Here is a 26,930-nt window from a genome sequence, read left to right as displayed (position 1 = left end):
GACCCAATAACGTGTCCGTTCTAGCCCATACAACAATCAACGTCGACACGGCAGTCACCGGACAACGCTGGAAGGTATGAGCGGAAGAAGTGATGTTCCACCCTTGAGCACCCAACACCAACACGCACGGCCGGTTCATTGGGGTTCCTATGTATGCTCCTTAGAAAGGAGGTGATCCAGCCGCACCTTCCGGTACGGCTACCTTGTTACGACTTAGTCCCAATCACCAGTCCCACCTTAGACGGCCCCCTCCACAAGGGTTGGGACACCGGCTTCGGGTGTTACCGACTTTCGTGACTTGACGGGCGGTGTGTACAAGGCCCGGGAACGTATTCACCGCAGCGTTGCTGATCTGCGATTACTAGCGACTCCGACTTCACGTAGTCGAATTGCAGACTACGATCCGAACTGAGACTGGCTTTAAGGGATTCGCTTACCCTCACGGGTTCGCCTCTCTCTGTACCAGCCATTGTAGCATGCGTGAAGCCCAAGACATAAAGGGCATGATGATTTGACGTCATCCCCACCTTCCTCCGAGTTGACCCCGGCAGTCTCCTATGAGTTCCCACCATCACGTGCTGGCAACATAGAACGAGGGTTGCGCTCGTTGCGGGACTTAACCCAACATCTCACGACACGAGCTGACGACAACCATGCACCACCTGTACACCAGCTCCAAAGAGAAGAACTGTTTCCAGAACGGTCCAGTGTATGTCAAGCCTTGGTAAGGTTCTTCGCGTTGCATCGAATTAATCCGCATGCTCCGCCGCTTGTGCGGGCCCCCGTCAATTCCTTTGAGTTTTAGCCTTGCGACCGTACTCCCCAGGCGGGGCACTTAATGCGTTAGCTACGGCGCGGAGAACGTGGAATGCCCCCCACACCTAGTGCCCAACGTTTACGGCATGGACTACCAGGGTATCTAATCCTGTTCGCTCCCCATGCTTTCGCTCCTCAGTGTCAGTTACAGCCCAGAGTCCCGCCTTCGCCACCGGTGTTCCTCCTGATATCTGCGCATTTCACCGCTACACCAGGAATTCCAGACTCCCCTACTGCACTCTAGTCAGCCCGTACCCACTGCACGCGCAACGTTAAGCGTTGCGTTTCCACAGCAGACGTGACCAACCACCTACGAGCTCTTTACGCCCAATAATTCCGGACAACGCTCGTACCCTACGTATTACCGCGGCTGCTGGCACGTAGTTAGCCGGTACTTCTTCTGCAGGTACCGTCACTTTCGCTTCTTCCCTGCTGAAAGCGGTTTACAACCCGAAGGCCGTCATCCCGCACGCTGCGTCGCTGCATCAGGGTTTCCCCCATTGTGCAATATTCCCCACTGCTGCCTCCCGTAGGAGTCTGGGCCGTGTCTCAGTCCCAGTGTGGCCGGTCGCCCTCTCAGGCCGGCTACCCGTCGTCGCCTTGGTAGGCCATTACCCCACCAACAAGCTGATAGGCCGCGAGCCCATCCCCAATCGAAAAACTTTCCACCACCCAACATGCGTCAGATGGTCATATCCGGTATTAGACCCAGTTTCCCAGGCTTATCCCGAAATCAGGGGCAGGTTACTCACGTGTTACTCACCCGTTCGCCACTCATCCACCAGGTGCAAGCACCCGGCTTCAGCGTTCGACTTGCATGTGTTAAGCACGCAGCCAGCGTTCGTCCTGAGCCAGGATCAAACTCTCCATAAAAAAATTATGTTACGAATGAATCCCAGCAAGACAGCCAACACACGACCACGGGGTGATCGCAGTTGACCAAAAAATACTCCCAACCAAACACGAAGACCACCCCACCACATGCGGACGGTTCAGCGAAGAACCACCCACACCAGGGTGAACCATGTTCGATCAGGTGATTGTCTCACCAGAAAAATACATGTTCTGGCATCACAACTTGTTCAAACAAACACGCTATTGGATTCTCAAACCACAAACACACACCCATCACCACACCACACAAAAAACAGCATGTTCACTGGGGGTATCAGTTTCATTTTCCGCTGCCCACCCGATGTTCTGACCCCCGGATCAAACCGTGTTTGTCCTGGTCAGACCCGGTAGAAACCCTGTCTCAGTGACGGTGTTTCCGGCGGGGCAACGAGATATAACTCTAGACCACCCCAGACCAGCCGTGCAACTCGAAAGCGGAAAATCCGCTGTGACACCCGTCACCGTCTTCAGAAGCCCTGTTTCCCGCCCACTTCCGAGGGCACGGCTGCACCGTTCCTGAATCCCGTTGGGCTCTGGTCGGCGGGAGCCGATTGCCCTCACTGTGCAGGTGATTCCCAGCGTTTCGGCCCGCCCATGCCCCTACACTGACGGGATGACTCAGAAAGAGCAGCGAGAACGGCTTGGCCGCAACGACCTCGATCTCGAAGACGCCCTCATCGACGAGGCGGCCAATACCGTCTCAGAAGGTGCAAAGCGGCTCAACCGGAAGTGGCCGGAACTCATCGTCACCGGACTCTTCGGCGGCATCGATGTCGGGCTCGGCATCTTGGCCATGGTCCTCGTCAAGCAGGCGACCGGGTCGACGATCCTCGCCGGGATGGCGTTCGGCATCGGACTGTTGGCATTGAAGCTCGCGCATTCTGAGCTCTTCACCGAGGAGTTCCTGTTGCCGATCAACGCGGTGATCGCCGGGCAAGCGAGTTGGATCCAGGTCTTTCGACTTTGGTCGGTGACTCTCGTGACGAACCTGGTCGGTGGCGCGGTCTTCGCCTGGCTCATCGTCGTTGCCCTCCCCGGTTACCACAAGACGATTGCGGATATGGCGCTCGGGTATATCAACCAGTCTTCGCTCCTCGTCATGCTCGCCCTCTCTCTTCTGGCCGGCGCGACGATCACATTGTCGACACGGATGCAGCAGGGAACACAGAACGACGTCGTCAAAGCGGTCGTCTGCATGATCACCGGTCTGCTGGTCATCGGGGTCAGCATGCTGCACGGAGCCATCAATGCGATCGTCATCGTCGCCGCCATGATGACGGGCGCAGACATTTCGATCCTCGATTTCCTGCAGTGGTTCGCAATCGTAATCCCGTTCAACATGCTCGGTGGCCTGCTGATCATCACCTTGCCCCGAATCATTCGCACGCGCCGCGTGCTCTGGGCAGTGCGCAGAGGCCGCATCTCGCTCGAGGAACTCGAGGAGCAGAGCGCTTGAGTCGTTGACTCAGGCTCCGCGGTAGCCGGGCATCAGCCGGTCGCTGTCGACGATCTGTTTGCCGAGCGGCATGAGCGATACGGGTATGAGCTTGATGTTCGCCCAGCCGAGCGGGATGCCGATGATCGAGATGAACAGCGGGATCGAGGTGACGACGTGGCCGATGGCCAGCCAGATGCCGGCGACAATGAGCCAGATGATGTTGCCCAGGGTTGTCGCCACCCCTGCCGGACGGGTCTCGATGACCTCGCGCCCGAAGGGCCACAGTGCATAGTTGCCGATCCGGAAGGATGCGATGCCCCAGGGGATGGTGACGATGAAGATGCAGGCGATGATGCCGGCGGCCCAGTATCCGAGTGCCAGCCAGAGCCCGGAGAAGATGAACCAGATGATGTTGAGCAGGGTGCGCATGATCTCCTCGTGCGTTCGTCAGTCGGTGTTCGTTCGGTTGTCCGTCATCTGCCAGTCTGCTCGATGGCCGCATGCTTTTCCATGGTGATGGCCATACACCGCTGGTCCGGTTGACCGCACGCCGGAGCACACACTGATTGATCGCATTCCCTTGGCCGCCATGCCGCTGCCGGAGCTCGCTCTACAACGCATCCTTTTGTATTCGACGATGACAAGGCCTCCCGTTGTTGCACGTGCACAGTCGTCTCGAGACAACAATGCCGCGCCCTCACAGTGAGGACGCGGCATTGTCAGGGTATGAGGCTGATCAGCCGACGATGTCGACGGCGCCGAGCGTCTTCTTGCCCCGGCGCAGGAGGACGACTCCCCCAACCTCCGTGGAGAGCACATCGGCTGAGGTCAGAGTCTGCTCCTGGTCGGCGACCTTGACGTTGTTGACATAGGCTCCCCCGTCCTTGATGGCGCGGCGGGCCTCGCCCTTGGACTTGACGATGCCGGCGGTGACGAAGGCGTCGGCGACGGGCATACCCGCGGCCAGCTGGGCCGCGGACACGTCCCCGCGGGGCAGCTCAGACGTGGCGGCACCGAGCGTGGATGCGTCGAGGCCGGCGAGTTCTCCCCCACCGAAGAGGGCGGAAGCCGCAGCGATGGCCTGCTCGTAAGCCTGGCGTCCGTGGACCAAGGTGGTGACATCCTCGGCGAGGGCCTTCTGCGCCACGCGGGTGTGCGGGGCCGCGGTGAACTCGGCTTCGATGGCGTCGATCTCGTCGAGCGGGCGCAGCGAGAACACCTTGAGGTACTTCACCACGTCGCGGTCGTCGGCATTGAGCCAGAACTGACTGAACGCGTACGGGCTGGTCAGTGACGAGTCGAGCCACACGGTGCCGGATTCGGTCTTGCCGAACTTCGTTCCGTCGGCCTTCGTGATCAGCGGGGTGGCCAGGGCGTGAACGGACTTCTGCTCGACACGGCGGATGAGGTCGACGCCTGAGGTGAGGTTGCCCCACTGGTCGGAGCCGCCGGTCTGCAGGGAGCAGCCGTAGCGGCGGTTGAGCTCGAGGTAATCGTTGCCCTGCAGGATCTGGTACGAGAACTCTGTGAAGGAGATGCCGGCTTCGCTGTTGAGGCGAGCGGAGACGGATTCCTTCGCGAGCATCCGGTTGACCGGGAAGTGCTTGCCGATGTCGCGGAGGAAGTCGATGGCCGACAGCTGGGAGGTCCAGTCGAGGTTGTTGACGATCTGCGCGGCGTTGGGGCCGTCGAAGTCGAGGAACTTCTCGACCTGAGCGCGGATCTTCGCCACCCATTCTTCGACGACCTCACGCGGGTTGAGTGTCCGCTCCCCCGACATGCGCGGGTCGCCGATGAGACCGGTGGCGCCGCCGACGAGAGCGAGCGGATTATGTCCGGCTTTCTGCAGGCGAGCGGCGGTGAGCAGCTGCACGAGGTTGCCCATGTGCAGGCTCGGCGCCGTCGGATCGAAACCGACATAATAGGTCAGCGACTCCTCAGCCAGAGCTTTCTGCAGGGCGGTCTCGTCGGTGGAAACTGCGACGAGCCCGCGGGCCTTGAGTTCGCTGAAGATGTCGGTCACTTCGTTCCTTTCGAATCTGTGGTTTGTGCCAGCGCGGAGCCGACGGGGTCAATTCTACGTGGTCGCCGAGGCAGCGGTGACCTTGGCTCGAAACCGCCGCGTTCCCCCTCATCGATAGACCTCCCGACGGTGCCCAAGATGGAGGACCAACTCGACGAGCTCGCTGCCGAAGATTTCATAGATCACCCGATAGTCCCCGACCCGAATCCGGAGCTCGCCGGAACCGCCCCTCAGCTGCACGCACCCCGGAGGGCGCGGTTCATCGGACAGCTTCTTGATCGACGCGACCAGGCGTCGAGCGATGGGGCGATCAAGTTTGCGCAGCGCCTTCGCCGCTGAAGGCACGTAACTGATCGAGTACGACACAGTGGCGGGTCAGAGACCGAGCTCTTGTTCCAGCTCTTCCTGAGACACTCGTTCGCTCTCTTGTCGAGCCGCAGCGGCAGCCTGCACATCCGCCTGATCTTCGAGAGCCCGAAGCGCTCGGTCATAGAAATCAGGGGAAACAACTACCGCGCGTCGGACGGCGCCACGAGACGTGATCTCGACGGGCTCGCGCTGAGCGGTAGCGATGAGGCTGCTCTGCTGGCTGCGGAATTCGGACATCGTTACTGAGCTCATATCGCTATTGTACAACTTGTACAAGTTGTACGGAAGAGCGGATGCCTCATCAGATTGCCGAGCGCGACGCCGGAGCCGATCCCAGAAGTCCTCTTCCAAAAAATCTTTCCTCAGTTGTCGAAATCTTCGCTTCAGCCTCGATGTCACACTGGAAGGGCCGATTGGCGGCCCTCGACGAAAGGCAGAACCATGAAGTACGTCACTCTCATCCACTCGAATCCGCATCCCTGGGGGCACCCCACCGGCGACTACGTTGCCGAGGTTCAGGCCTTGCCGAAGGAAGAACGGGAGAAGCTGGATGCCGACTTCGAGAAACTGCTGGGCGAACTCCAGGAGCGCGGCGAGCTGCTCGGAGGCGAAGCCCTGGGCGACCCTGCAACATCCACGCTCTACCGGTGGAAGGCGGGTGGGCCGACATCGAGCGACGGCCCGTACGCAGAGACGAAGGAACACCTCGCCGGATTCTTCAAGATCGACGTCGAATCGCAGGAACGCGCCGAGGAGATCGCCGCCCGATTCGCCGGCCCCGGAGAGACGGTGGAGCTGCGACCGATCATGGTCTTCGGTGACGACGGCGAATGACGATGACCACCGGTGAGGATGTGTGGCGTCGCGAGACGCCGCACGTCCTCGCTGCCTTGATGAGGCGGTTCGGTGATTTCGCCGCGTGCGAGGACGCCGTTCAGGAGGCGCTGTTCGACGCCTCCCGGCAGTGGCCGTCAACAGGAGTACCCGACAAACCCCGAGGTTGGCTGCTGCGGGTCGCGTCCCGTCGGCTCATCGACACCAAACGTCAGGACGGTGCCCGCCTCGAACGTGAGCGACGGGTATTCGCGCGCGAACGTCCCGATGAGTCATCCATCGCCGAGGCGGCAGTCGAGGACCGCGATGCCTCGTTGGAGGTGCTCGTACTGTGTTGTCATCCGTCGCTCAGTCCCGATGCTCAAGTGACCTTGGCCCTGCGAGCGGTGCACGGTTTGAGTACGGAACAGATCGCCGCCCTGTACTTCATTCCGACTGCCACCGCTGGGCAGCGGATCAGTCGGGCGAAGACCACGATCGACGGCGACGGGCGGCACTTCCCGCGGCCGAGCACGGCGAATGAGCGACTTCCCGCGATGCTCCACGCCCTCTATCTCATGTACACGGCCGGGCACAGCCGACCGAACGGTGATGACCTCTTTGACAGGAACGTCACGTTCGAGGCCATCAGGTTGGCTCGACTGCTTCATGCCGCGCTCCCCGATGAGACCGAGACTGCGGGATTGCTTGCGCTCATGCTGCTCAGCGAGGCGCGCCGACCTGGCCGAAGGACCCAATCCGGCGAGTTGGTGACTCTGCGCAATCAGGAACATTGACGGAGCTATTTGCCGTCCGCATGAGCTAGTGGCTCAGTGTCGGACTCCACGGAAGGTGCCTCGGGCTTCGGGTCACTTTCTGAAAAGGGACGGCTCGCCATTACGGCAATTGCCCCGACCACCGCGAAGAGTGCCCAGACACCTCCAATGAGGTAGGCGCCGACGCCAGGGACCATGATGAGGGCAGACGCGATCATCGGTGATAGTCCCGCTCCAAGCGCTGCCGCAAGCTGATAGCCAACGGATGCACCGGTGTATCGCACTGCTGGTGGGAAGAGTTCGGAGACATAAGCCGCAATAGGCCCATAGCATAGGCCCTGGACGATTCCATTGCCGAGAATGATTGCGGCGGCGTATTGGTTGAGCTCTCCGCTGACGATGAGGAGCACGATCGGAACCGCGAGGACTGCTGCCACCACATGGGCACCGATGAGAGAACGTTTGCGCCCGACCCTGTCGCTGAGACGGGCGACGATGAAGGTGACGATCAGAGTCGTCAACGCTCCGACGGCTTTCCAGTTGAGAACATCGGACTTGTCCTCACCCGCTGCGACTGCGACCGATACGCCCCAGACGGTCGTCAGGCCCTGAGTGACATAGATGGTCATCGTTGCGAAGAGCGCGATAAGCACTTGGCGCTTGTAGTTCTTGAACACGGTCAGCAGCGGGACTTTCCTCTCCTCGCTCTCTTCTTCGAGCTGCTGGAAGGCAGGTGTTTCGCTGACCTTGAGACGAATCACAAGGCCGACGACGATGAGTACGGCCGAGAGCAGGAACGGCAGACGCCAGCCCCACGTCACAAAACTGTCCCCCGTCAGCGTCGCAGTCAGTGACAGAATGAGCGTGGCCAGGATCGCGCCCGCCGGACCACCGGCGTTGGCGAACGCCGCAGCCAGTCCGCGCCGGGCCTTCGGCGCGTGCTCGAGTGCCATGAGCGCAGCACCGCCCCATTCTCCGCCCACGGCGATGCCTTGGATGATCCGAAGGGTGAACAGGGATGCGGGTGCGATCATCCCAATTGACGCAGTCGGCGGCATGAGGCCGATGATCACGGTGACGGCTCCCATCATCACCATGGAAACGATCAGTGCTTTCTTGCGCCCGACCTTGTCGCCGAAGTGGCCGAAGATCACTCCGCCGAGTGGCCTAGCCAGATAGCCGGCCGCCAAAGTGCTGAATGAGGCGAACAGCGACAGTCCCGGCCCGAGTCCTGCAAAGAACAGATTTGCGAACACGATCGAGGACGCCGTTGCGTACAGGATGAAATCGTAGAACTCGATAGCCGAACCGACGAAGCTCGAAGTGAGGATTCGTCGCATCTCCGGCGTCTTCAAGGAGGTTTGGAGACCGTCCTTGTCAACAACGTCTTTGTTGTCATTCATCGTTGCTTCAGCTCCTCATCGCGGCTTGTGCGGCTGTGGTGATGTTGATGGTGTCGAGGTCTTCTGGAACCAGGAATGTTCCATCGAATCCGGTGTGCCCCTTGTGCCAGACGGTGTCATCGGCGGACCCGGGAACAAGGTGGTGCAGGGCCAGTGCACGAGCTTGTGCCGCCGAGGCAATGCGAATAGCCCCATTGACCGAGGTATGTGACTTGTAATGGTGGTCGCGCGAGGCGCTGCCCTCATCGTCGTCACGGTGCGCATACATCTGGTCGACCCAGTCGAAGTCGATCGCTTCGTGGAGAAGCAGATCCGTTCCCTGCGCAAGTCTGACGAGGTTGTCGGTTTCGCAGGTATCGCCCGAAATCGTCACCGAGCCGTGCTCGCTGTCGAACCTGAAGGCGAAGGCGGGTGCCACGGGCGGATGTTCGACGAGGATCGCAGTCACGGTGACAAGATCATCCTGGAAGATGACGAAAGGCTCCATATCCGGAGTCGGAGCCGTGTTCGGGTGATGTCCGATGCCCCCTGGGATCTCGATGTCGCGGGGGTCGAAGAGAGCTTCAGGTGACGGACGCAGCGAATCGAGCACGCGGTCGTTGAGGTCTGTGGCAAACGCTCCGACGATACTTGTGAACATGTCGGCGATGCCAGGGGTGGGGTTCGCAGGTGCCACAGGTCGAGGCGGGACGACTGCCCGCGGAGAGACGGGAGGGAGCGCGCCGCGATCCCCGGGGCCGAGGAGAGGAACCGGATTGTCGACTCTCTGCTGGAGCTCATGCATGCCGAACACCACAAGTGAGGGCAGGTCGATGGTGTGATCCGAATGCAGGTGAGTGATAAAGATTCCGCCGAGGTCGCCGAGCTCGAGGCCGGCCTGACGAATGCGACGCCCGACGCCGTGCCCGGCGTCCACGAGATAGAACCGATCCTCAACGACGATCGCGGTTGAGATACCCGCTCGATCCTTGGAATCGCCCTTCCACCATCGCGGGCCACCTGCGGTTCCCAGGGTGACTGCTTTCATCTTCGAATCGTTCATTACCCGGCACTTTCACGTTGTTGCGTCTTTGACCTCCTCAGTCTTTCCCGTTGACATCAAAAAGAAAAGCAAATTTTTACTGGCTTCAATATAGACTCTGACTATGACTGACTTCACCCTCCGCCAGCTCGAGTATTTTCTCGCCGTTCTCGACCGTGGTTCGGTGAGCGACGCGGCAAAAGATTGCCGAGTATCACAGGCGACGGTCTCTGCGGCTCTCGCCCAACTCGAAAAGCAGCTCAAAGTCACGCTTATTGCGCGTGGGCCGGCTCGGCGCGCCCGTCCGACGAGCGCTGGCAGGGAATTCGGAGTTCGGGCCAGAGAGATCCTCTCTCATGTCTCGGACGCTGTGGAATCTCTCAACGACGAGTCGGCTGCCTTACAGGGGCCTTTGCGCATCGGTTGCATACCGACGGCGGGGCCACGGATGCTTCCAGCTACGGCCGCCCAGTTCGTCAGACACCACCCACAGGTTGACGTCAGCTTTGTCGAAGCCCATCCGTTGACTGTTCAACAGATGGTTCTCAACGGTGAGGTCGATGTTGCTGTCATGTACCGCAAGCAGATCCAGATCGAGGGAATCACCAGGCACGACCTCGCCGAGGTGCAGCTGCACGCCATCGTCTCTGCGGATCATCCTGCAGCAGACCAGGACGGTGTCGATATCGCCGAGCTCATCGACGACCCGCTCATCCTGCTCGATTCTCCGCCGACCGCGGACCTCTTGATCAGTCAGATCCGCGGAATCGGTTTTGAGCCATCTGTACGCTGGTTGATCCCCAATGCTGAGACCATCAGGTCGATGGTGGGTCTAGGGCTCGGCTTCTCCCTGGCCAACGCTGTTCCTCACCCGAACACCCTGACCTTTCAGGGCATGCCAGTGCGATATCTGCCGGTGACCAACCCGGAATTCGCCAACACGATCGTGGGAGTGACGATGGCCGGAGCGCGGTTGTCGAAGAAGCTCACTGCAGCCCTCGACATCCTTCGGAAGACTGCGGCCGAGACAGATCCGCATCGGTGGAACCGCCAGAGCCGAACACCGACGTCGCCTCAGCATTAGGCCAGGAACGCCAGCTTCCGAAAACTTGCAGTCGGCCGACAGGATGCTTCGGTCGCAGGGACGTGAAGCTCACACACTCCGTGCCGACCCTGCGAACGCACGCAGGCGCGCCACTTCGGCCTTGGCGTTGGCGATCTGCGCCTCGACGGCCGAGCGAGCCGTGCCACCCTTGGCGTTGCGCGAATCGATCGATCCGAGCGTCGTGAGCACCTCGCGTACGGCAGGCGTCAGATGTTCGGAGATCCCGGCGAAGTCCTCATCGGAGAGATCCCACAGCTCGACGTCCCGCGACTCAGCCAGCTGCACGCACGCGCCCGAGAGCTCGTGAGCCACACGGAACGGCACACCCTCACGCACGAGCCATTCGGCGATGTCCGTGGCCAGCGCGAATCCGCGCGGAGCCAGGTACGCCATCCGCTCGGTATCGAACTTCAGCGTCGCCACCATCCCGGTGAACGCCGGCAGCAGCAGCTCGAGGGTATCCGTGGCGTCGAAGACCGGCTCCTTGTCCTCCTGCAGATCCCGGTTGTATGCCAACGGCAGCGCCTTGAGCGTCGACAGCAGACCGGTGAGATCACCGATGAGGCGACCCGACTTACCGCGGGTGAGCTCGGCGACGTCGGGGTTCTTCTTCTGCGGCATGATCGACGACCCCGTCGAATACGCATCATGCAGGGTGACGAACGAGAACTCCTTCGTCGCCCACGCGATGACCTCCTCGGACAGACGCGAGAGGTCGATGCCGATCATCGTCGTGATGAAGAGGTACTCGGCGAAGACATCGCGCGAGGCCGTGCCGTCGATGGAGTTCTCCACCGAATCGTTGAACCCGAGGTCCGCGGCCACAGCCTGCGGATCGAGCCCGAGCGACGACCCGGCCAGAGCACCTGAACCATAGGCAGACACTCCCGCCCGCGCATCGAAATCGACGAAACGGGCAACGTCGCGCAGCAGCGGCCACGCATGAGCAAGCAGATGGTGAGCCAACAGCACCGGCTGAGCGTGCTGCAGGTGAGTGCGTCCGGGCATCGGCGCCTCGGGATGCTCTTCTGCCTGAGCGATGAGCACCTCGACGGTGTCAAGCACGAGTCCGGCGATCTCACGAGTATGGTCACGCAGGTACATCCGACCCATCGTCGCGATCTGATCATTGCGGGACCGTCCGGCACGCAGCTTCCCTCCGAGCTCGGGCCCGGCGATCTCGATGAGCCCGCGCTCCAACGACGAATGCACATCCTCGTCGGACTCGGCGGCGACGTATTCGCCGGCGTCCACCCGACGCAGCAGCTCGTCGAGCGCCGAATGCATCCCCGACAGCTCGTCATCGGTGAGCAGTCCCGCGTGGTGGAGGACTTTCGCGTGGGCCTTGGATCCCGCGATGTCGTACTTCGCCAGTCGCCAATCGAAGTCCGTGGACTTGCTCAGCGCGGCCAGGGCATCGGCCGGACCGTCGGAGAATCGTCCGCCCCACAGGCTCAGTCGTTCGCTCACAGATCGTCCTTTCCCACCAGCACAGATGCGCCGGCCCGTTCATTGAAATGATGAAACTCAGTTGTCATTGTTCCAGTATTTTCCTCGCCGAGGCGGCCGCCCGTCCCGTGGAATCCCCACCGAGGAGGCGCGCCCATTTCCAGGTCGAACCGACAGAGGTTCAGCCCTCGGCCAGCCCGCCTGCCGCGTATTCGAGGAAGGTCTCCGCCACGGCCGCTCCCCCGACTGCGGCATCAGCGATGACGAGCACCGTATCATCGCCGGCCAGGGTTCCGAAGATCCCGACCATCGAGGACCGGTCGATCGCCGAAGCCAGGTACTGTGCGGCCCCCGGCGGGGTGCGCAGCACGACCGTGTTGTCCTGGGAGACCGCAGAGACGAGCAGCTCCTCGAGGATCCGCGGCAGCTTCGCATCGAGGCTCTCCCCCGTCGACTGCTGCAGTGACCGGTCCCCGCCCTCACCGGGAACGGCATACACGGACCCCGCTGTGGATCGGATCTTCACAGCCCCCACCTCGGCGAGGTCGCGCGACAGGGTCGCCTGGGTGACGGTGATGCCCTGCGTCGCGAGCGCCTCGGCGAGTTCGATCTGGGACCGCACAGATTGGCGGGTGATGAGATCGATGATCTTCTGCTGTCGGGCGGTCTTCGTCAGCGGTGCACTGTTCGACCCGGAATTCGTCTCGGCCATCATCGCTCCAGGAGGAAGGTCATGAGTGCCTTCTGCGCGTGGAGGCGGTTCTCGGCTTCGTCGAAGACCGCCGAGGCGGGGCCGTCGATGACCTCGGCCGTGACCTCTTTGCCGCGGTAGGCGGGCAGGCAGTGAAGGAAGATCGCGTCGTTGCTTAAGCTCATGAGTTCCTGGTTGACCTGGAACTTCGTGAACGGCGATGCCTCATCATCGCGTCCGGCGGAGTCCTGGCCCATGGATACCCACGTGTCGGTGACGAGGATGTCGGCGCCGTGGGCGGCGGCAACGGGGTCGTCGGTGACGGTCAGCGATCCGCCGGTCTGCGCGGCGAGGGCTTCTGCTTCGGCGATGATCGCGGCATCGGGCTGGTAGCCGGCGGGGGCGGCGATGCGCACGTGCATTCCGGCGTTGACCCCGCCCAGGGCGTAGGAGTTGGCCATATTGTTCGCCCCATCGCCGAAGTACGTCATCGTCTGCCCGGCAACGTCGCCGCGGTGTTCGCGGATGGTGAGCAGGTCGGCGAGGATCTGACAGGGGTGGAAGTCATCGGACAGGGAGTTGATGACGGGCACGGAGGAATGCTCGGCCATCTCTTCGAGACCAGCCTGGGCGTAGGTGCGCCAGATGATGGCCGAGACCATCCGCGATATCACTTTCGCGGTGTCGGCGATCGATTCCTTGTGTCCGAGCTGTGCCTCACCGGGGTTGATGATGAGCGGCTGCCCGCCGAGAGCGGCGATTCCCGCGGCGAACGAGACCCGGGTCCGCGTCGAGGTCTTGTCGAAGATGACCGCGGCGGTCTGCGGGCCGGCCAGCGGGGTCCGCGAGTAGGGGGCGGCCTTGAGTTCGACAGCGAGGTCGAGGACCTCCGCCTGTTCGGCCGGACTGAGGTCCGTGTCCTTGAGGAAATGGCGTGTCATGGTGAGTCCTTTGGAAAGCGTGAGTAGGGATCAGCCGGCGATGAGGCCGGGCAGGGCCGCGACGAACGGGGCCAGTTCCTCTTCCGTGATGGTCAGCGGCGGGGCCAGACGCAGGCGTCCCGGTGCGACGGGGTTGATGATGAACCCGGCCTCGAGTGCGCGAGCCGCGACGGCCTTCGAATCCGGGATCTCGCCTGCGGCATCGGGCAGGAGTTCGATGCCGATGAGCAGTCCCTGACCGGTGATCTCGCCGATGCCGTCAATGGCGGTGAGTTGCGGTGTCAGCCAATCGTTGATGTCGGCGGCATGATCGTGGAGACCCTCGGATTCGATCGTCTCGAGCACCGCCAATGCTGCCGCGCAGGCGATCGGGTTGCCGCCGAAGGTCGTGCCGTGCTGACCGGCTTCGAGCAACTTCGTGTTCGCATCCCCGACGGTGATGGTGGCACCGATGGGCATACCGCCGCCGAGTCCCTTCGCTGAGGTGATGATGTCGGGGGTGATGCCTTCGCCGATCGACCAGTCCTGGTGGGCGAACCAATATCCGGTGCGAGCGATGCCTGACTGCACTTCGTCGAGGACGAGCAGTGCGCCGGCTTTCGTCGTGAGTTCGCGGGCGGCTTTGAGGTAGCCCTGCGGATGGGTGCGCACACCGACCTCGCCCTGGATGGGTTCGATGAATACGGCGGCGGTGTTGTCGTTGATCGCTGCGGCCAGTGCCTCGACGTCACCGTAGGGGACGTGGACGACTCCGGGGACGCCCGGGGCGAAGGGTTCGCGGTAGGCTTCCTTTGCTGTCAGGGCCAGTGATCCCATGGTGCGGCCGTGGAAGGCACCCTCGACGGCGATGATGAAGGGGCGTCCCCCTCCCCCGGCGCGGCGGGCCATCTTGAAGGCCGCCTCGTTGGCTTCGGTGCCGGAGTTCGAGAAGAAAACGGCGGACCCGGACGGTAGGTCGAGGATCTCGTGGATCTTGTTCGCCAGGGCGATCTGGGGCGGCGAGGTGAAGAAGTTCGAGATGTGGCCGAGAGTCGACGCCTGCTCGGTGATGGCCTTGACCCAGGCCGGGTGGCAGTGGCCGAGTGCGTTGACGGCGATGCCGGCGAGCAGGTCGAGGTATTTCTTGCCCGAGGCGTCCCACACGTACGAGCCTTCGCCTTGGACGAGGTCGAGTTGGGGTGAGCCGAAGACCGGGGAGAGGACTCGGGAGAAGTCATCGCGCCAGGTCTGTGCCTGATCCGTTGGGGCTTGCTGGTGCGTGGCTTCACTCATTGTCGTCCTCCCGTGTTCCTTTGTGGCCGTCGCCCAGCGGTGCGGGTGCGACGACGGTGTCTTCGACCATGGTGCCGATGCCCTCGGAGGTGAAGACCTCGAGCAGCAGGGAGTGCGCCATCCGGCCGTCGATGATGTGGGCCTGCTGCACCCCGTGCTCGATGGCCTCGAGGGCGGCGGTCATCTTCGGGATCATCCCCGAGTCGAGGCTCGGCAGGAGTTCGCGCAGCTTGTCCGGGCCGATGCGGGAGATGAGCGAGGATGTGTCCGGCCAGTTCGCGTAGAGGCCGGGCACATCGGTGAGCATGATGAGTTTGTCCGCCTTCAGTGCTTTCGCCACCGCCGAGGCGGCCAGGTCCGCGTTGATGTTGAGCGGCTTTCCCGCTTCTCCCCCGATCTCCGAGGCGATCGAGCAGATGACGGGCACGCGGCCGGCGTCGAGGAGTTCGGTGAGCACGGTGGTGTTGACCTGGGCGATCTCGCCCACCCGGCCGAGGTCGATGACTTCGCCGTCCACCTCGGCGTGGGTCTTGTGCGCGAGCATGAGGTCCGCGTCTTCACCCGACAGACCGATCGCGGCATTGCCGTTCTGGTTAATCCGGGAGACGATGTCGCGGTTGACCTGTCCGGACAGGACCATGCGGATGACCTCGGCGGCTTCCTCGGTGGTCACGCGCTGCCCGGCCTTGAACTCGGATTCGATGCCCAAGCGCTTCAGCATGGCCGATATCTGGGGGCCGCCGCCGTGGACGACGACGGGGCGGATGCCGGCGAAGCGGAGAAACGCGATGTCATCGGCGAAGGACTGCTGCAGCTCCGGGGAGACCATGGCGTTGCCGCCGTATTTGATGACGATCGTGGCGCCGGCGAAGGTCTTGATCCAGGGCAGCGCCTCGGTGAGCGCTTCGGCCTTGACCTGGGCGGCGGCGAGCCGGGCGGCCGTGGATTTCGTGGACATGTCTACGGGGGTGTTCATGAGGAGTAGGCGCTGTTCTCTTCGACGTAGTCGTGGGTGAGGTCCGAGGTCCACACGGTGGCGGTGTCGTCTCCGGCGTGGAGGTCGATGATGACGTCGACGGTGCGGTCGAACGTGACGTTCGCTGGGTCTTCGTCGGGGCCCGAGGCCGTGCACACCTGGACGCCGTTGATGATCACGTCGATCTGTGTGGGATCGAAATCCGCCGAGGTGGTTCCCACCTGAGCGACGACGCGACCCCAGTTCGGGTCCTCCCGAAGATCGCGGCCTTGAACAGGGCCGACCGGGCGACGGAGCGGGAGACGTCGACGGCGTCTTTTTCGCTGGCGGCGCCGCGGGTGGTGATGGCGATGTCGTGGTGAGCACCTTCGGCATCGACGTGGAGTTGGTGCATGAGGTCGAGGCAGAGTTCACGCAGCAGAGTGGTGAACTCGTCGGCGTCGACGGCAGCGTCGTGGGCACCGGAGGACATGAGGATGACGGTGTCATTCGTCGACATACACCCGTCGGTATCGAGGCGGTCGAAGGACTGGTTCGTCGAGGCCCGCAGTGCCTGGTCGAGCACGGTCTGGTCGAGTTTTGCGTCGGTGGTGATGACGACGAGCATCGTCGCCAAACCGGGGGCGAGCATGCCCGCGCCCTTGGCCATCCCTCCGATGGTGAACCCGGTGGAACCGGTGCGGCTAGCGGTCTTCGCGACGGTGTCGGTGGTCATGATCGCTTCGGCAGCAGACTGTCCGGCTTCGACGCTGGTGTCGGCTGCCGCGACGAGCGGGGGGAGGTTGTTGACGATGGAGTCGCGGAAGTCCTGGCCGCCGACGCCGATGAGTCCGGTGGAGCAGACGAGCACGTCTTCGGCCGGGGTGTCGGTGCCGGCGTCGGTGAGGAGCTCGGCGGTGGTATGCGCGGTCAGCGTGGTGGTCTCGTATCCGAAGTCGCCGGTGTAGCAGTTCGCTCCCCCGGAGTTGAGGACGACGGCACGAGCTTGCCCGTTTGCCGAGACTTTCTGGGACCAGAGGACGGGGTTGGCCTTGCACCGGTTGGAGGTGTAGACGGCGGCGACGGCGGTGTCGGGGCCGTTGTTGACCACGAGTGAAAGGTCTTTGGTGCCAGACGGCTTGAGTCCGGCGGTGAGTCCGGCGGCGGTAAAGCCGAGTGGGGCGGTCACGCTCATGGGGCGACTCCTTCGAGGGGAAGTGCGGTGGTCTCGTCGAGGCCGAGGGCCAGGTGGATAGATTGGATGGCTTGTCCGGCCGTGCCGCGTACCAGGTTGTCGAGCGCCACGACGACGAGGACCTTCTCGGCGCGTTCGTCGACGGCGAACTGGATCTGCGCGACGTTCGATCCCGTGGTGGCAGCGGTCTGTGGCCACTGGCCGTCGGGCAGGACGCGGACGAAGGGTTCGTCGGCGTAGGCCTGAGCAAAGGAAGCGGCCAGCTGGTCCTTGAGTGCTGCGGTGTCGAGGAGTCCTTCAGCGGTCCGCGGTGCCGCTTCCCCGGCGTCGACGGTGATGGTCGCGAGGATTCCGCGGGCCATGGGCACGAGCGTGGGGGTGAAGGAGATGCGAGTGGGTCCGTCGGCGGCGTCGGCGCCGAGGACTCCGTTGAGGTTCTGTTCGATCTCGGGCACATGCCGGTGCGTGCCACCGGTGCCGTAGGGCGAAGCATTGCCGAGGATCTCTGAGGCGGTGAGATGCGGCTTGAGCGCCTTGCCAGCCCCGGAGACACCATTGGCGAGCACGGCGTTGAGCCCGGTCGGTGCGGCGAGCCCGGCCTGGATGAGTGGCGCGAGTCCGAGCGTCACCGCGGTGACGTTGCAGCCGGGCACGGCGATGCGTTTCGTGGTCTTCAGGGCCTCGCGTTGTTTCGTGCCGTCGGCGGTGAGGAGTTCGGGCAGACCGTAGGTCCAGGTGCCCTGGTGGTCGGAGCCGTAGAACTTCTTCCAGGCGGCGGCGCTGATGAGGCGGTGGTCGGCGGCGAGGTCGACGATGAGGGTGTCGGGGCTCGTGGATTCGAGTTCGGAGGCGATCTGTCCGGACTGACCGTGCGGGAGCGCAAGGACGACGACATCGTGGCCGGCGAGCACCTCGGCGGTGGACTCCTGGACCACGAGGTCAGAGAATCGGGGAAGATGGGGTTGATGTCGGCCGAGCTTCTCACCCGCGGTGGAATGTCCGCACACCGTCGTGACGTTCAAGTGGGGGTGAGTGCTCAGTAGCCGGAGGACCTCTCCCCCGGCGTATCCGGTGGCACCGGAGACGGCAACCGTAAGATCGTTCATATGTATAACCATACCAGGCAATTAATTTATATGCAGGAGGCGTCATGACCCAGGCAGTTCGTGCGATGCAGGCCGGTGGACCCGAGGTGCTTGAGTTCGGTGAGGTTCCGACCCCGAAGCCGGGTGCCGGAGAGGTGCTCGTCGATGTCGAGGCAGCGGGTGTGAACTTCATCGACACGTATCGTCGTTCGGGCGTGTATCCGATGGAGTACCCGCACATCGTCGGGTCGGAGGGCACGGGTCACATCGCCGAGGTGGGCGAGGGCGTCGAGAGCTGGCAGGTCGGCGACCGCGTCGCCTGGCACGAGGCGCCGGGATCGTATGCGACGCAGGTCGTCGTGAATACGGATAACCTCCTTCGCGTGCCGGAGGGTGTGTCCGCCGAGGTGGCTGCGGCGATGCCGCTGCAAGGCCTGACCGCTCAGTACCTGGCGACGAGCTCACATGAGATCAAGCCGGGCCAGACCGCACTCGTGCACGCCGGTGCCGGTGGTGTCGGGTTGCTGCTCACGCAGATCATCAAGCACTTGGGCGGCAATGTCATCTCGACGGTGAGCACCGACGAGAAGGCCGAGCTGTCTCGGAAGGCCGGCGCCGATGACGTGTTCCTCTACGGTGAGGGCGTCGACATCACGGCGAAGGTCAAGGAGCTCACCGACGGCGAAGGCGTCGATGTGGCGTATGACGGGGTCGGCAAGGACACGTTCGATGCGTCGCTGGCCTCGATCAAGCCGCTGGGTTCGATGGTGCTCTTCGGTGGAGCGTCGGGTCAGGTCCCTCCGTTCGACATCCAGCGTTTGAACTCGTCGGGAGGTATTTTCCTGTCGCGGCCGTCGCTGGCATGGTTCGTCCGGTCTTCGGAGGAGCTGGCGAAGCGTTCGGCGATGCTCTTCAACGGCATCGAGCACGGCTGGCTCAACTTCCGCGTCGGCGCCACGTTCGCACTGGCTGATGCCGCGGATGCGCATCGAGCACTGGAGGGACGCAAGACTACGGGCAAGGTTGTGCTGTTGACCGCCTGATTGACCGACAGTGATTTGAGCCCGGGGTTCCTATTTGAGTTCAGGTAGTCCGGGCTCAAATTGTCGGAACGCGGACCTCAGGCAGTACGGTGTCGGCGCTTCACTCGTTCAGGGCTTAAATCGTTGCGTTTTACACCGTTCTGCCCCATCTCGTTGCGTCGCTGATACCTTGAAGCCATGTACGAAGATTCTGTTCGCGACACAGTCCGTCAGTTCATGGCAGAACGAGATTGGCAGCAGTTCCACACACCCGAGAATCTCGCGAAGAGCGTCTCCATCGAAGCCGCAGAACTACTCGAGTGTTTCCAGTGGGGAGACGCTGACCTCGATTCCGCGAAGGACGAGCTGGCAGATGTGCTGACCTATTGCATGTTGCTCGCGGACAAGCTGGGTCTGGATCCCGACACCATCGTCTTGGACAAACTTGAGAAGACGCGCGAGAAGTATCCCGTAGACAAGGCGCGTGGGCGGAGTGTGAAATATGACCAGCTTTAGAATCGAGCGGTTCCCGTTCAAGTCGGAACAGGTCAAGGCATGGGGCGCAGTCGACCCACGGCACCGAAACTGGCCCGTCGTCTACGTAATGAATAACCAGAGCGAGGTGTACATCGGCGAGTCCCTCAATGTTGAGGGAAGGATGCGACAGCACCTTGAATCTGACTCAAAGCGACGGCTCCAGTCGGTCCGAGTAGTTCTCGACGACACGTTCAACAAGTCGGCGTGCTTGGATCTCGAGTCATTCCTCATTCGGATGGTTCACGGCGACGCGAGTCGACAGGTACTCAACCTCAATGCTGGCATCACCGACGCCGAGTACTACAACCGGGACAAGTACAACCAGACGTTCCATCAGATCTTCGAGGAGCTGAGGACTCAAGAAAACCTCTTCAAACGCACGATTCCGCAGATCATCAACAGCGATCTGTTCAAGCTCTCCCCTTTCAAGGCGCTTAACCATGATCAGGCCATCGCTGTCGACGATATTCTTGAGGGCTTCTTTGACGACTTGAGGAGCGGTGTTGATAACACCGTCGTTGTCGAAGGTAATCCAGGAACGGGCAAGACGGTAGTCGCGATCTATCTGCTCAAGCTGCTGGAAGACATCAGGCGTCACGATTCTGAAGAACCGCTCGATATCGATTCCATCTTCAGTGACTACTTCACTCCTGAGCATGCCGAGCTACTCAATTCCCTTAAGTTCGCAATAGTGGTCCCTCAGCAATCTTTGCGCGACTCAATTGCCAAAGTGTTCAAGCTGACTCCCGGACTAAACAAGGGTATGGTCTTGACGCCATTCCAAGTAGGCGAAAGCACCGACCAGTTCGACCTTCTCGTCGTCGATGAAGCTCACCGACTCAATCAGCGGGCAAATCAGGCGTCTGGCCCTCTCAACAAGAAGTTCATTGAGATCAACAAGAAGCTCTTCGGTTGGGACGACCCGCAGAAGACCCAGCTGGATTGGATTCAGAAGCAGAGTCGGCACTCGATCCTCATGCTTGATGTCGGTCAAACCGTTCGACCTGCGGATCTACCAGCGACCACGACTCGAGCGCTGGCCTCGCGAGCTAGAGCAGCTGGCCGACTTTATCCCCTTCAAACCCAGATGCGCATCTCGGCTGACAAAGACTATGTCGGCTACATTCGACAAGTCCTAAGCGACAATCCGCCGACAACACACGTGGACTTCGAAGACTACGAGCTCCGCTTGTTCACTGACCTCGGCGAGATGAGGCGGGAACTTCAGAGACGCGAAGAAGAGCACAGCCTATCTCGGTTGGTAGCTGGCTACGCATGGCCGTGGAAGAGCAAGAACGACAAGACTGCGTACGACATCGAACTCGACGGTCAGCAGATGCGATGGAATACGACCACGACGGACTGGATCAACTCACCCAAATCCGTCGAAGAAGTCGGCTCGATCCACACCGTTCAGGGCTACGATCTTAACTACGTCGGAGTCATCATCGGCAACGACCTCCGCTACGACCCGGTCGCAGGCAAACTCATCTTTGACCGCGACAACTATCACGATAAGAAGGGCCAGGAAAACAACCCGAAGCTCGGAATCACATATACAGACGAAGATCTACTTCAATACGTAAAGAACATTTATAGCGTACTCCTCACACGAGGAATTCGCGGTACCTACGTATATGTCTGTGATCGGAATTTGCAAGAATTTGTTCAAGACTATTTCTCACCGAACGAGATAGCGTGCAAACTCCCAGAACCTCGAAGACACAGTCAACGTGCCGCCGGAAAGAGTCCCGACTGATCTACGACATTTACTCGCCTACTCAGTGCTTTCCGAACCAGTTGACACTTCAATCTAACCTGGCATGAACAAGACCAAACAGCCGAACACACAAACCAACTCACGAGACCCGCAATAGGCATGACTTCACGACTAGCACGCGAACCTTTAACAGATCATCGACACGATCACTCCGAAAGGTGTGAAGCGACTCGCCCCGGATCGGGTGAAGACCAGACGCGAACCTGTCTGGTCGGTAGAAGAGCATCTGGATGCGTGGCGAGTGGTGTGGCAATACCGGCGCAAACGGGCGATGCGCGATGAGCAGACACTGAACCTGCATCGCAACCGGGCATTGGCAATCATCGACGGGCAGAAGCCGGCGAAGAAGGCCCGGTTTGCGAAGGTCACGGATGAGGAGAAGGCCTTCGATGAGAAGGCTTATGAGCGGGCGATGAAGCTGACAGGGTTCAAAGGCTATGTGACGAACATTCCCGCCCGGACCATGTCGGCTGTCGAGGTGATCGGCAGTTATCACGATTTGTGGCATGTCGAGCAGTCTTTCCGGATGTCGAAGACCGACTTGAGGGCCAGGCCGATCTTTCACCGGACCAGGGATGCGATCGAGGCGCACTTGACGCTCGTGTTCACCGCGTAGGCCGTGTCGAGGTTCATGCAGGACGCGACTGGGGTGTCGTTGAAGAAGATCATCACGAGTTTGCGGCCGTTGCGGGAGTTCACTGGGTGCGTGGGTGGTCAGGACATCACCTTCGCTCCCGAGGTCACTGGTCAGGCGAGGGAAATAGTGGCTGAGCTACTGCCGGGCCGATTTTCGGGGCACTAAAGTTGTGGAACTCAGGCCTAACAGGCATACCTACCGGTACTGGATCATAGCCTCAGGATGTCGCCGACCGCGAAGATCGATGATCAGATCATCCTCGATGGGATCGACTTCAACAATTAGTACATCGTCACCGCCCTCACCGGCTAACATGTTAAAGTCATGCAATGGTGCGGCTGGGAACTGCCCGACTCCATGACTGCACTTATCGAACGCATAACTGCACCCATCAATGGCAGCGGGCCCAGACAACGACAGGGGTCTAGACGGGCTCGACCCCCATACGATTCCGCATGATTCCAGCGTTCATAACAGGCAGATCACACCACGAAATCCTGGGTATACATGATCCCGCTCCTCTTCTGACCCCACTTACCAACCCTGCCTTAACGACTCAGCTTCTTCCAGACCGACTCGCGAGAACTCAGAGGACAAACGCTCGACCATACGCTGAGCATGATCAGCCTTTAAGTCACCTACCCAACGCCAGCTCTTACCCCGGCCTTTGACCTTCACTTCTGAGAAGCGTTCGACCTTCCGATACCGGCGAACTTTCACAGTCCCGGAAGCGCTACTCTCAAAGTCACGCATCAAAATCCGCGATGGCTTGGGCACCAGCCGCAATCGCACATATCCGCCTGAGCTGTTGCTGTCGCGGACAGTCAGGTCACTTGGACTCCGATCACCCTCGTTGACAATTTCAAGAGGCAACAACGGAAACATTCGAGAGCCATTTATCCGGACGCTGTCGCATAGCGGCTGAACACACACTGCGTACAGACCGTCCTGTTCGACGATGGTTCCAAGTTGAAGGACAGGAGAAGGTTTAGCGTACCGGCTTCGAAGAGACATACGCATGGAAAACAACTGGTCAGAGCTTTGCTTCTCCTCCAGCGACTCTACAAACAGGTGTGTGGCCTCCGCCATGAGTTTGCGCTGTCTGCTATTACTTATCCCAGCGTCTTGTAGCTTTGCTTTCATTTCCGAGCTGAAGCCGTCGGCAAGAAGCTGCAGACGAATCTTAGCGTTCATTGACTTGAAGGTAGATATGCCACGCTCTCCAAGCCCTGTTTTGTGATTAAGCCATTGTCTGATTCGCTTTAGACCAACGTGGGAACCAACTTCGTGGTCCTGCACGATAGCTTCAAGTTCCGAAGCGATCAAACCCTCGACTTGACGTTCGACGTCTTCTGGATGGGGTAAGGAAACGCGTTGGCCAAGAACAGCGCCGTCAATCTCCGGCCCCAGTGCTGCAAGCAGTCGATGGGCATCGTTTCGGATTCCAGACAGTGCGGAAAGAGAAGCAGCAGTCACCAAGCCCAGGCTGTGCCGACTGAACTCTTCAACGACGAGAGAAGGCAATTCATGGATCGCCCTTCGACGATCAGCAAGCTCCGTTGAAATACTTCGCACATGCTCCTTCGCGAAGACAGCGACGCGGAGCGGCCCGCGGCTAAAAGCTACGCGGCGACGGTCGTCGTCCCATTTCAGTTCGTCTTCGGGAAGGCTCTCTGTCGTCGCCTTCGAGACACGTTCCGCAATCTGCGTGAGATCGGGCTCGCCCGTATAAATTGTAAGTAGCCGTAACCGTCTTCTTGGCGACTTCGTGTCGTTGCGCAGTACTGCCTTAATCAGTTTCTCGGCGGTCGCACCGTTGTCACCATTGAGGTTCCAATCCAGAATCAACGCGTCCGCGCGTTTGGCGGTAGCAACAAAGGCTGGTCTGAAGTCCTCGTTCTCCTGTAGAGACTGTGGCGACAAGATCGCGCACGCGAGTGCCTCTTCCGCGAAGCTACGAGACACTGCCTGAACATCAAGCTCATCGCCTTCAACCGAAGCACTCGGCGCTACCAACTTGAGTGGCGAGCCAACCGATGCGCCTTCGGATTCGTCCCAATTTTCGTCAGGAGGCAATGTCGTCGCCCCAGTCTCTCTTCGGAACGCCTCATCGTCGATCATCAAGATCGTCTGTAGGAACTCATTTACCTGACGACGCACGTGCCGCTCGAAGCTCGTAGCCATCTCAACCTTCGCTCTCGTCTGGGAGGACTATTTCGAACCTGGCTCCGCGGTCCGCAGCCGGGGCGCTAAGAGAAATATCTGCACCATCTCTCCGCAGGACCTCACGCGCAACGAACAATCCGTACCCCGATCCTGCTGGCTTCTTCGAGAACCCTTGCTCGAAAATGGCTTCTTCGTCGCCCGCACGGATTCCGGGCCCGGAATCCGTGACAGTAATTAGTCCGGGAATTTTGTCGATATAGATCACTCGATCCCCCGCATATCGGCCGAGCCAGTAGATAGCATTGTCGATCATATTAACTATCACCGGGTAAAGGGTCGAAGGGTACATGCGAATACGCATATTTACGAACGAGTCTGAAATCTTTAATGCGACCTCTTGATCGTTCAGCCGCTTATCGAAAACATCGTGAAGATATCGCTGAACGTCTACGCCTCGAATTTCCACAGGCTCACGATAAAGTCGGCGATGGAGTGGCGTGAAGAGTTTTAGATACCCATCGAGATGGTCGAAGGAGGCTCTCAGGTCCGAGTACAAAGGTCGCAACCCGGCATTCTGCTGTGCCCAGGATCGAAGCCGTCGGAGATTATCTCGTACAGACTTGACACTGTTCTCAAACTCGTGAGTTACGATGTTGACAGCCATACCAATCTGCACAAGTTCGAAATCCTGCGCCGCGCGATCGGTAAGTGCTTCGACACGGGCCTCTAGTTGCTCGACTTGGTCGACCAAGGAAACTTCGTCGATCGACTCGTCTTGCGATGACCAGGCTACAGCTTTCAACTGGTCCGAAATCATGGTAAGTTCTTCCGCCTGGGCCGACGCGACGCTGCGGACGCGTCCTTCGAGGGAGTTCCGAAGTAGAGTAAAGGCCTCGTCAGAGATGCCAGAGACATCAGTCTTACTGGCCTCCTGTAGCACGCCAACAGCAACGTCCTCGAGCAGCCGGTGAGCAACTCTTATCGCGTTCTTCGCACGGTCACTAGTGTCGTTCGACTGTTTGCTCAGGTCCTGTCTTACCTCACCCACAAGTGACCGAGCATCTGAGACCGCTTCATCTATAGCCTGGTCAAAACGGAGCCTCCGGTGCAGAGTTGCATCCAAGGCGAGACCTGCCTCGCCTAGGGCCGATTCTATCTTGCGTTCCGCCGACTCAAGGACTGAGGACAATACTTCGGAACGAACAGATTCGTATGCCACCGAACGACGACTCAAGTCGGCGCTTAGTGCCACGCCGCGGGGTCGCTTCACTTGAAAGTCTGAGGCCAGTTCCCGGAGTTTCGACTTCGCGGCCAGCTCGGCCCGAACCAGCTGATCGGCGCCAGTTGAAGGGTCACGGTCGCGTTGCGCCTTGTCGATCGCAGAGTCGATGTCCGCTTGGATCTCGGCCACTCGTGTTTCAGGGACTCGTGCATCAACGGCGTCAAAAAACCGGTCCAACGCGGCGCTGTACTCCGAGCGGCGCGCACGAACCTGCTTGCTTCGTGCGCGTCGCGCCTTCTCCATACGCTCGTTAGCGATGCGTCCTTCTTCGTACATTTCGGCTTGAGCGCCGCCTTCACGGAAGAACTCTGAAGCAACCTGTAGCAAGAAGTTCTGGAGAATGGCGCGGAACTGACGGTACGCCTCGTTGGTAGCGAACCCCTCACGCCCGGCCTTTTCTCGTAAGCGACTATTGTCCTCACGCGATATCTCTACCGCACCAAACATCCGTCTATAGGAGAAGAAGTGGTCCGAAGCCGACTTTGTCCGACGTAGCTCTACGTCGAGCCAGTCGAATCGGCTGTCGCCGTATGGCAGAACTCTGATTCCATCTCGATAAATATAGAGCCCACCGTAGCGATCCAGCTTTTCAGTGATTAGAAAGTAGTCGTTAGGTTCGAGTCGGGATTGTTTGGCACGGCCCTGGATGTAGGCGAGATTCAATTTGAACGGACCACATTTAGTCTTGGTGCCACGAGCAGCGTTCCACGCAAGCGGAAACGCTATCGGTTCACTACCGAAAATTGAGACCGTTCCGGTGAACTGTCCGTACTCGTCAAAATGACCCTGAAAATGGTGGTCAGCGTTCAGGAATTCATCTACCGTGAAGAACTCCTGTTCCTCGATCAGGTCGCTAATGTTGTCTGGAGCCCGATGATCTCGAAAAACTGTGCGCAACTCGGGGGTGTTATGCGCAGGTGTCATGGTGTTTGCAAACCCGATTAGAGTACGCAATAGCGGAGCCGCCTCTTTGGGCGTCGGTGGCTCTAGATCTGCTTCCAGGTCCATCGATGTAGGTAAAATCACGAACGCGGTGCCGGAGTCGAATGATGATAGATCAACTCCAGCCATGCTAGCTAGCTCGACCAGCTCCGTTTCGTCCCAACGCGAGATATCTTGCTCGATTCGTTCGTAAAGGCCTACGTCGTCCTCAGTTATAAGCTCACGGAGGTTAGCGAGAATTCGTTCTCCCATCTTCCGCACTTCGGGGGTCTGACCCTCCGGTAGTTCCTCGACGGGTACAACTAGCTCTTCTAGGCC

21 protein-coding genes, 1 rRNA gene and 2 pseudogenes are annotated in these 26,930 nt (G+C 60.4%); 8 read left to right on the top strand and 16 right to left on the bottom strand.

Annotated features, from left to right (window positions below):
• Nucleotides 1–164: 164 nt before the first annotated feature.
• Nucleotides 165–1,689 (bottom strand): 16S ribosomal RNA (locus BLU88_RS09420).
• A 634-nt stretch (nucleotides 1,690–2,323) separates the two neighbouring features.
• Between BLU88_RS09420 and BLU88_RS09415 the strand changes: the two genes are divergently transcribed.
• Nucleotides 2,324–3,166: a formate/nitrite transporter family protein gene (locus BLU88_RS09415; protein ID WP_092012876.1), complete on the top strand. Its 843-nt coding sequence runs from the start codon at nucleotides 2,324–2,326 to the stop codon at nucleotides 3,164–3,166.
• A gap of 9 nt (nucleotides 3,167–3,175) precedes the next feature.
• Here the strand turns inward: BLU88_RS09415 and BLU88_RS09410 are convergent, their stop codons facing one another.
• The 4 genes from BLU88_RS09410 to BLU88_RS09395 form a co-directional block, all read right to left on the bottom strand.
• The gene (locus tag BLU88_RS09410; RefSeq protein ID WP_092012873.1) at nucleotides 3,176–3,577 is read right to left on the bottom strand and encodes a YccF domain-containing protein; all 402 of its coding nucleotides are present in this window, start codon (nucleotides 3,575–3,577) and stop codon (nucleotides 3,176–3,178) included.
• A 307-nt stretch (nucleotides 3,578–3,884) separates the two neighbouring features.
• Nucleotides 3,885–5,171, bottom strand: a complete 1,287-nt coding sequence (gene tyrS, locus BLU88_RS09405; RefSeq protein ID WP_092012870.1) for a tyrosine--tRNA ligase — start codon at nucleotides 5,169–5,171, stop codon at nucleotides 3,885–3,887.
• Between the two features lie 108 nt (nucleotides 5,172–5,279).
• A complete protein-coding gene (locus BLU88_RS09400) occupies nucleotides 5,280–5,516 on the bottom strand; it encodes a type II toxin-antitoxin system RelE family toxin (RefSeq protein WP_231939338.1) in 237 nt (78 codons plus the stop codon).
• 30 nt (nucleotides 5,517–5,546) lie between these two features.
• Nucleotides 5,547–5,792: a type II toxin-antitoxin system prevent-host-death family antitoxin gene (locus BLU88_RS09395; protein ID WP_092017375.1), complete on the bottom strand. Its 246-nt coding sequence runs from the start codon at nucleotides 5,790–5,792 to the stop codon at nucleotides 5,547–5,549.
• Nucleotides 5,793–5,981: 189 nt separating this feature from the next.
• On the opposite strand from BLU88_RS09395, the gene BLU88_RS09390 reads away from it, so the two are divergent.
• On the top strand, nucleotides 5,982–6,374 hold the full coding sequence (locus tag BLU88_RS09390) for a YciI family protein (RefSeq protein ID WP_092012863.1): 393 nt from the start codon (nucleotides 5,982–5,984) through the stop codon (nucleotides 6,372–6,374).
• Nucleotides 6,371–7,150 (top strand): RNA polymerase sigma factor, encoded by a 780-nt coding sequence (locus BLU88_RS09385; protein ID WP_092012860.1) that lies wholly within the window; start codon nucleotides 6,371–6,373, stop codon nucleotides 7,148–7,150. Before BLU88_RS09390 ends, BLU88_RS09385 begins: the two co-directional genes overlap by 4 nt.
• Before the next feature lie 5 nt (nucleotides 7,151–7,155).
• Here the strand turns inward: BLU88_RS09385 and BLU88_RS09380 are convergent, their stop codons facing one another.
• Nucleotides 7,156–8,532, bottom strand: a complete 1,377-nt coding sequence (locus tag BLU88_RS09380) for an MFS transporter (protein WP_092012857.1) — start codon at nucleotides 8,530–8,532, stop codon at nucleotides 7,156–7,158.
• Nucleotides 8,533–8,539: 7 nt separating this feature from the next.
• Nucleotides 8,540–9,574 carry an MBL fold metallo-hydrolase gene (locus BLU88_RS09375; RefSeq protein WP_092012854.1) on the bottom strand — a complete coding sequence of 345 codons (1,035 nt, stop codon included), beginning with the start codon at nucleotides 9,572–9,574 and terminating at the stop codon, nucleotides 8,540–8,542.
• 103 nt (nucleotides 9,575–9,677) lie between these two features.
• On the opposite strand from BLU88_RS09375, the gene BLU88_RS09370 reads away from it, so the two are divergent.
• Nucleotides 9,678–10,637 carry a LysR family transcriptional regulator gene (locus BLU88_RS09370; RefSeq protein ID WP_092012851.1) on the top strand — a complete coding sequence of 320 codons (960 nt, stop codon included), beginning with the start codon at nucleotides 9,678–9,680 and terminating at the stop codon, nucleotides 10,635–10,637.
• Between the two features lie 69 nt (nucleotides 10,638–10,706).
• On the opposite strand, the gene argH is transcribed toward BLU88_RS09370, so the two are convergent.
• From argH to argC, 7 genes and pseudogenes are all read right to left on the bottom strand, one after another.
• Entirely contained in the window at nucleotides 10,707–12,128 is a 1,422-nt protein-coding gene (gene argH, locus BLU88_RS09365; protein WP_092012848.1) for an argininosuccinate lyase, read from the bottom strand.
• Nucleotides 12,129–12,288: 160 nt separating this feature from the next.
• The gene (locus BLU88_RS09360; RefSeq protein ID WP_092012844.1) at nucleotides 12,289–12,819 is read right to left on the bottom strand and encodes an arginine repressor; all 531 of its coding nucleotides are present in this window, start codon (nucleotides 12,817–12,819) and stop codon (nucleotides 12,289–12,291) included.
• On the bottom strand, nucleotides 12,819–13,739 hold the full coding sequence (argF, locus tag BLU88_RS09355; RefSeq protein ID WP_092012841.1) for an ornithine carbamoyltransferase: 921 nt from the start codon (nucleotides 13,737–13,739) through the stop codon (nucleotides 12,819–12,821). Before argF ends, BLU88_RS09360 begins: the two co-directional genes overlap by 1 nt.
• Nucleotides 13,740–13,769: 30 nt before the next feature.
• The gene (locus tag BLU88_RS09350) at nucleotides 13,770–15,011 is read right to left on the bottom strand and encodes an acetylornithine transaminase (RefSeq protein ID WP_092012838.1); all 1,242 of its coding nucleotides are present in this window, start codon (nucleotides 15,009–15,011) and stop codon (nucleotides 13,770–13,772) included.
• Nucleotides 15,004–15,987: an acetylglutamate kinase gene (gene argB, locus BLU88_RS09345; RefSeq protein ID WP_092012835.1), complete on the bottom strand. Its 984-nt coding sequence runs from the start codon at nucleotides 15,985–15,987 to the stop codon at nucleotides 15,004–15,006. Before argB ends, BLU88_RS09350 begins: the two co-directional genes overlap by 8 nt.
• Nucleotides 15,984–17,161 (bottom strand): annotated as a pseudogene (gene argJ / locus BLU88_RS09340) (bifunctional glutamate N-acetyltransferase/amino-acid acetyltransferase ArgJ). The gene argB and the pseudogene argJ overlap by 4 nt, the downstream one beginning before the upstream one ends.
• Complete coding sequence (argC, locus tag BLU88_RS09335; protein WP_092012832.1) at nucleotides 17,158–18,267, bottom strand: N-acetyl-gamma-glutamyl-phosphate reductase; 1,110 nt, start codon at nucleotides 18,265–18,267, stop codon at nucleotides 17,158–17,160. Before argC ends, argJ begins: the two are co-directional and overlap by 4 nt.
• Nucleotides 18,268–18,311: 44 nt before the next feature.
• Here argC and BLU88_RS09330 point away from each other — a divergent pair, with 44 nt between their 5' ends.
• From BLU88_RS09330 to BLU88_RS19180, 4 genes and pseudogenes are all read left to right on the top strand, one after another.
• A complete protein-coding gene (locus BLU88_RS09330; RefSeq protein WP_092012829.1) occupies nucleotides 18,312–19,289 on the top strand; it encodes a quinone oxidoreductase family protein in 978 nt (325 codons plus the stop codon).
• Between the two features lie 177 nt (nucleotides 19,290–19,466).
• Complete coding sequence (locus BLU88_RS09325) at nucleotides 19,467–19,784, top strand: nucleotide pyrophosphohydrolase (RefSeq protein WP_092012826.1); 318 nt, start codon at nucleotides 19,467–19,469, stop codon at nucleotides 19,782–19,784.
• Nucleotides 19,771–21,564, top strand: a complete 1,794-nt coding sequence (locus BLU88_RS09320) for a DUF2075 domain-containing protein (RefSeq protein WP_092012823.1) — start codon at nucleotides 19,771–19,773, stop codon at nucleotides 21,562–21,564. The genes BLU88_RS09325 and BLU88_RS09320 overlap by 14 nt, the downstream gene beginning before the upstream one ends.
• Before the next feature lie 151 nt (nucleotides 21,565–21,715).
• Nucleotides 21,716–22,387, top strand: a pseudogene (locus tag BLU88_RS19180) (IS1634 family transposase); the annotation flags it as partial.
• A 369-nt stretch (nucleotides 22,388–22,756) separates the two neighbouring features.
• On the opposite strand, the gene BLU88_RS09310 reads toward BLU88_RS19180, so the two are convergent.
• On the bottom strand, nucleotides 22,757–24,406 hold the full coding sequence (locus tag BLU88_RS09310; protein ID WP_092012820.1) for a response regulator receiver domain: 1,650 nt from the start codon (nucleotides 24,404–24,406) through the stop codon (nucleotides 22,757–22,759).
• Between the two features lies 1 nt (nucleotide 24,407).
• Nucleotides 24,408–26,864, bottom strand: a complete 2,457-nt coding sequence (locus BLU88_RS09305; protein WP_231939336.1) for an ATP-binding protein — start codon at nucleotides 26,862–26,864, stop codon at nucleotides 24,408–24,410.
• Nucleotides 26,865–26,930 lie beyond the last annotated feature (66 nt).

The sequence above is a fragment of the Brevibacterium siliguriense genome (genome assembly GCF_900105315.1).
Lineage (GTDB): Bacteria > Actinomycetota > Actinomycetes > Actinomycetales > Brevibacteriaceae > Brevibacterium > Brevibacterium siliguriense.
This window is presented reverse-complemented; position numbering and strand designations above follow the sequence as displayed.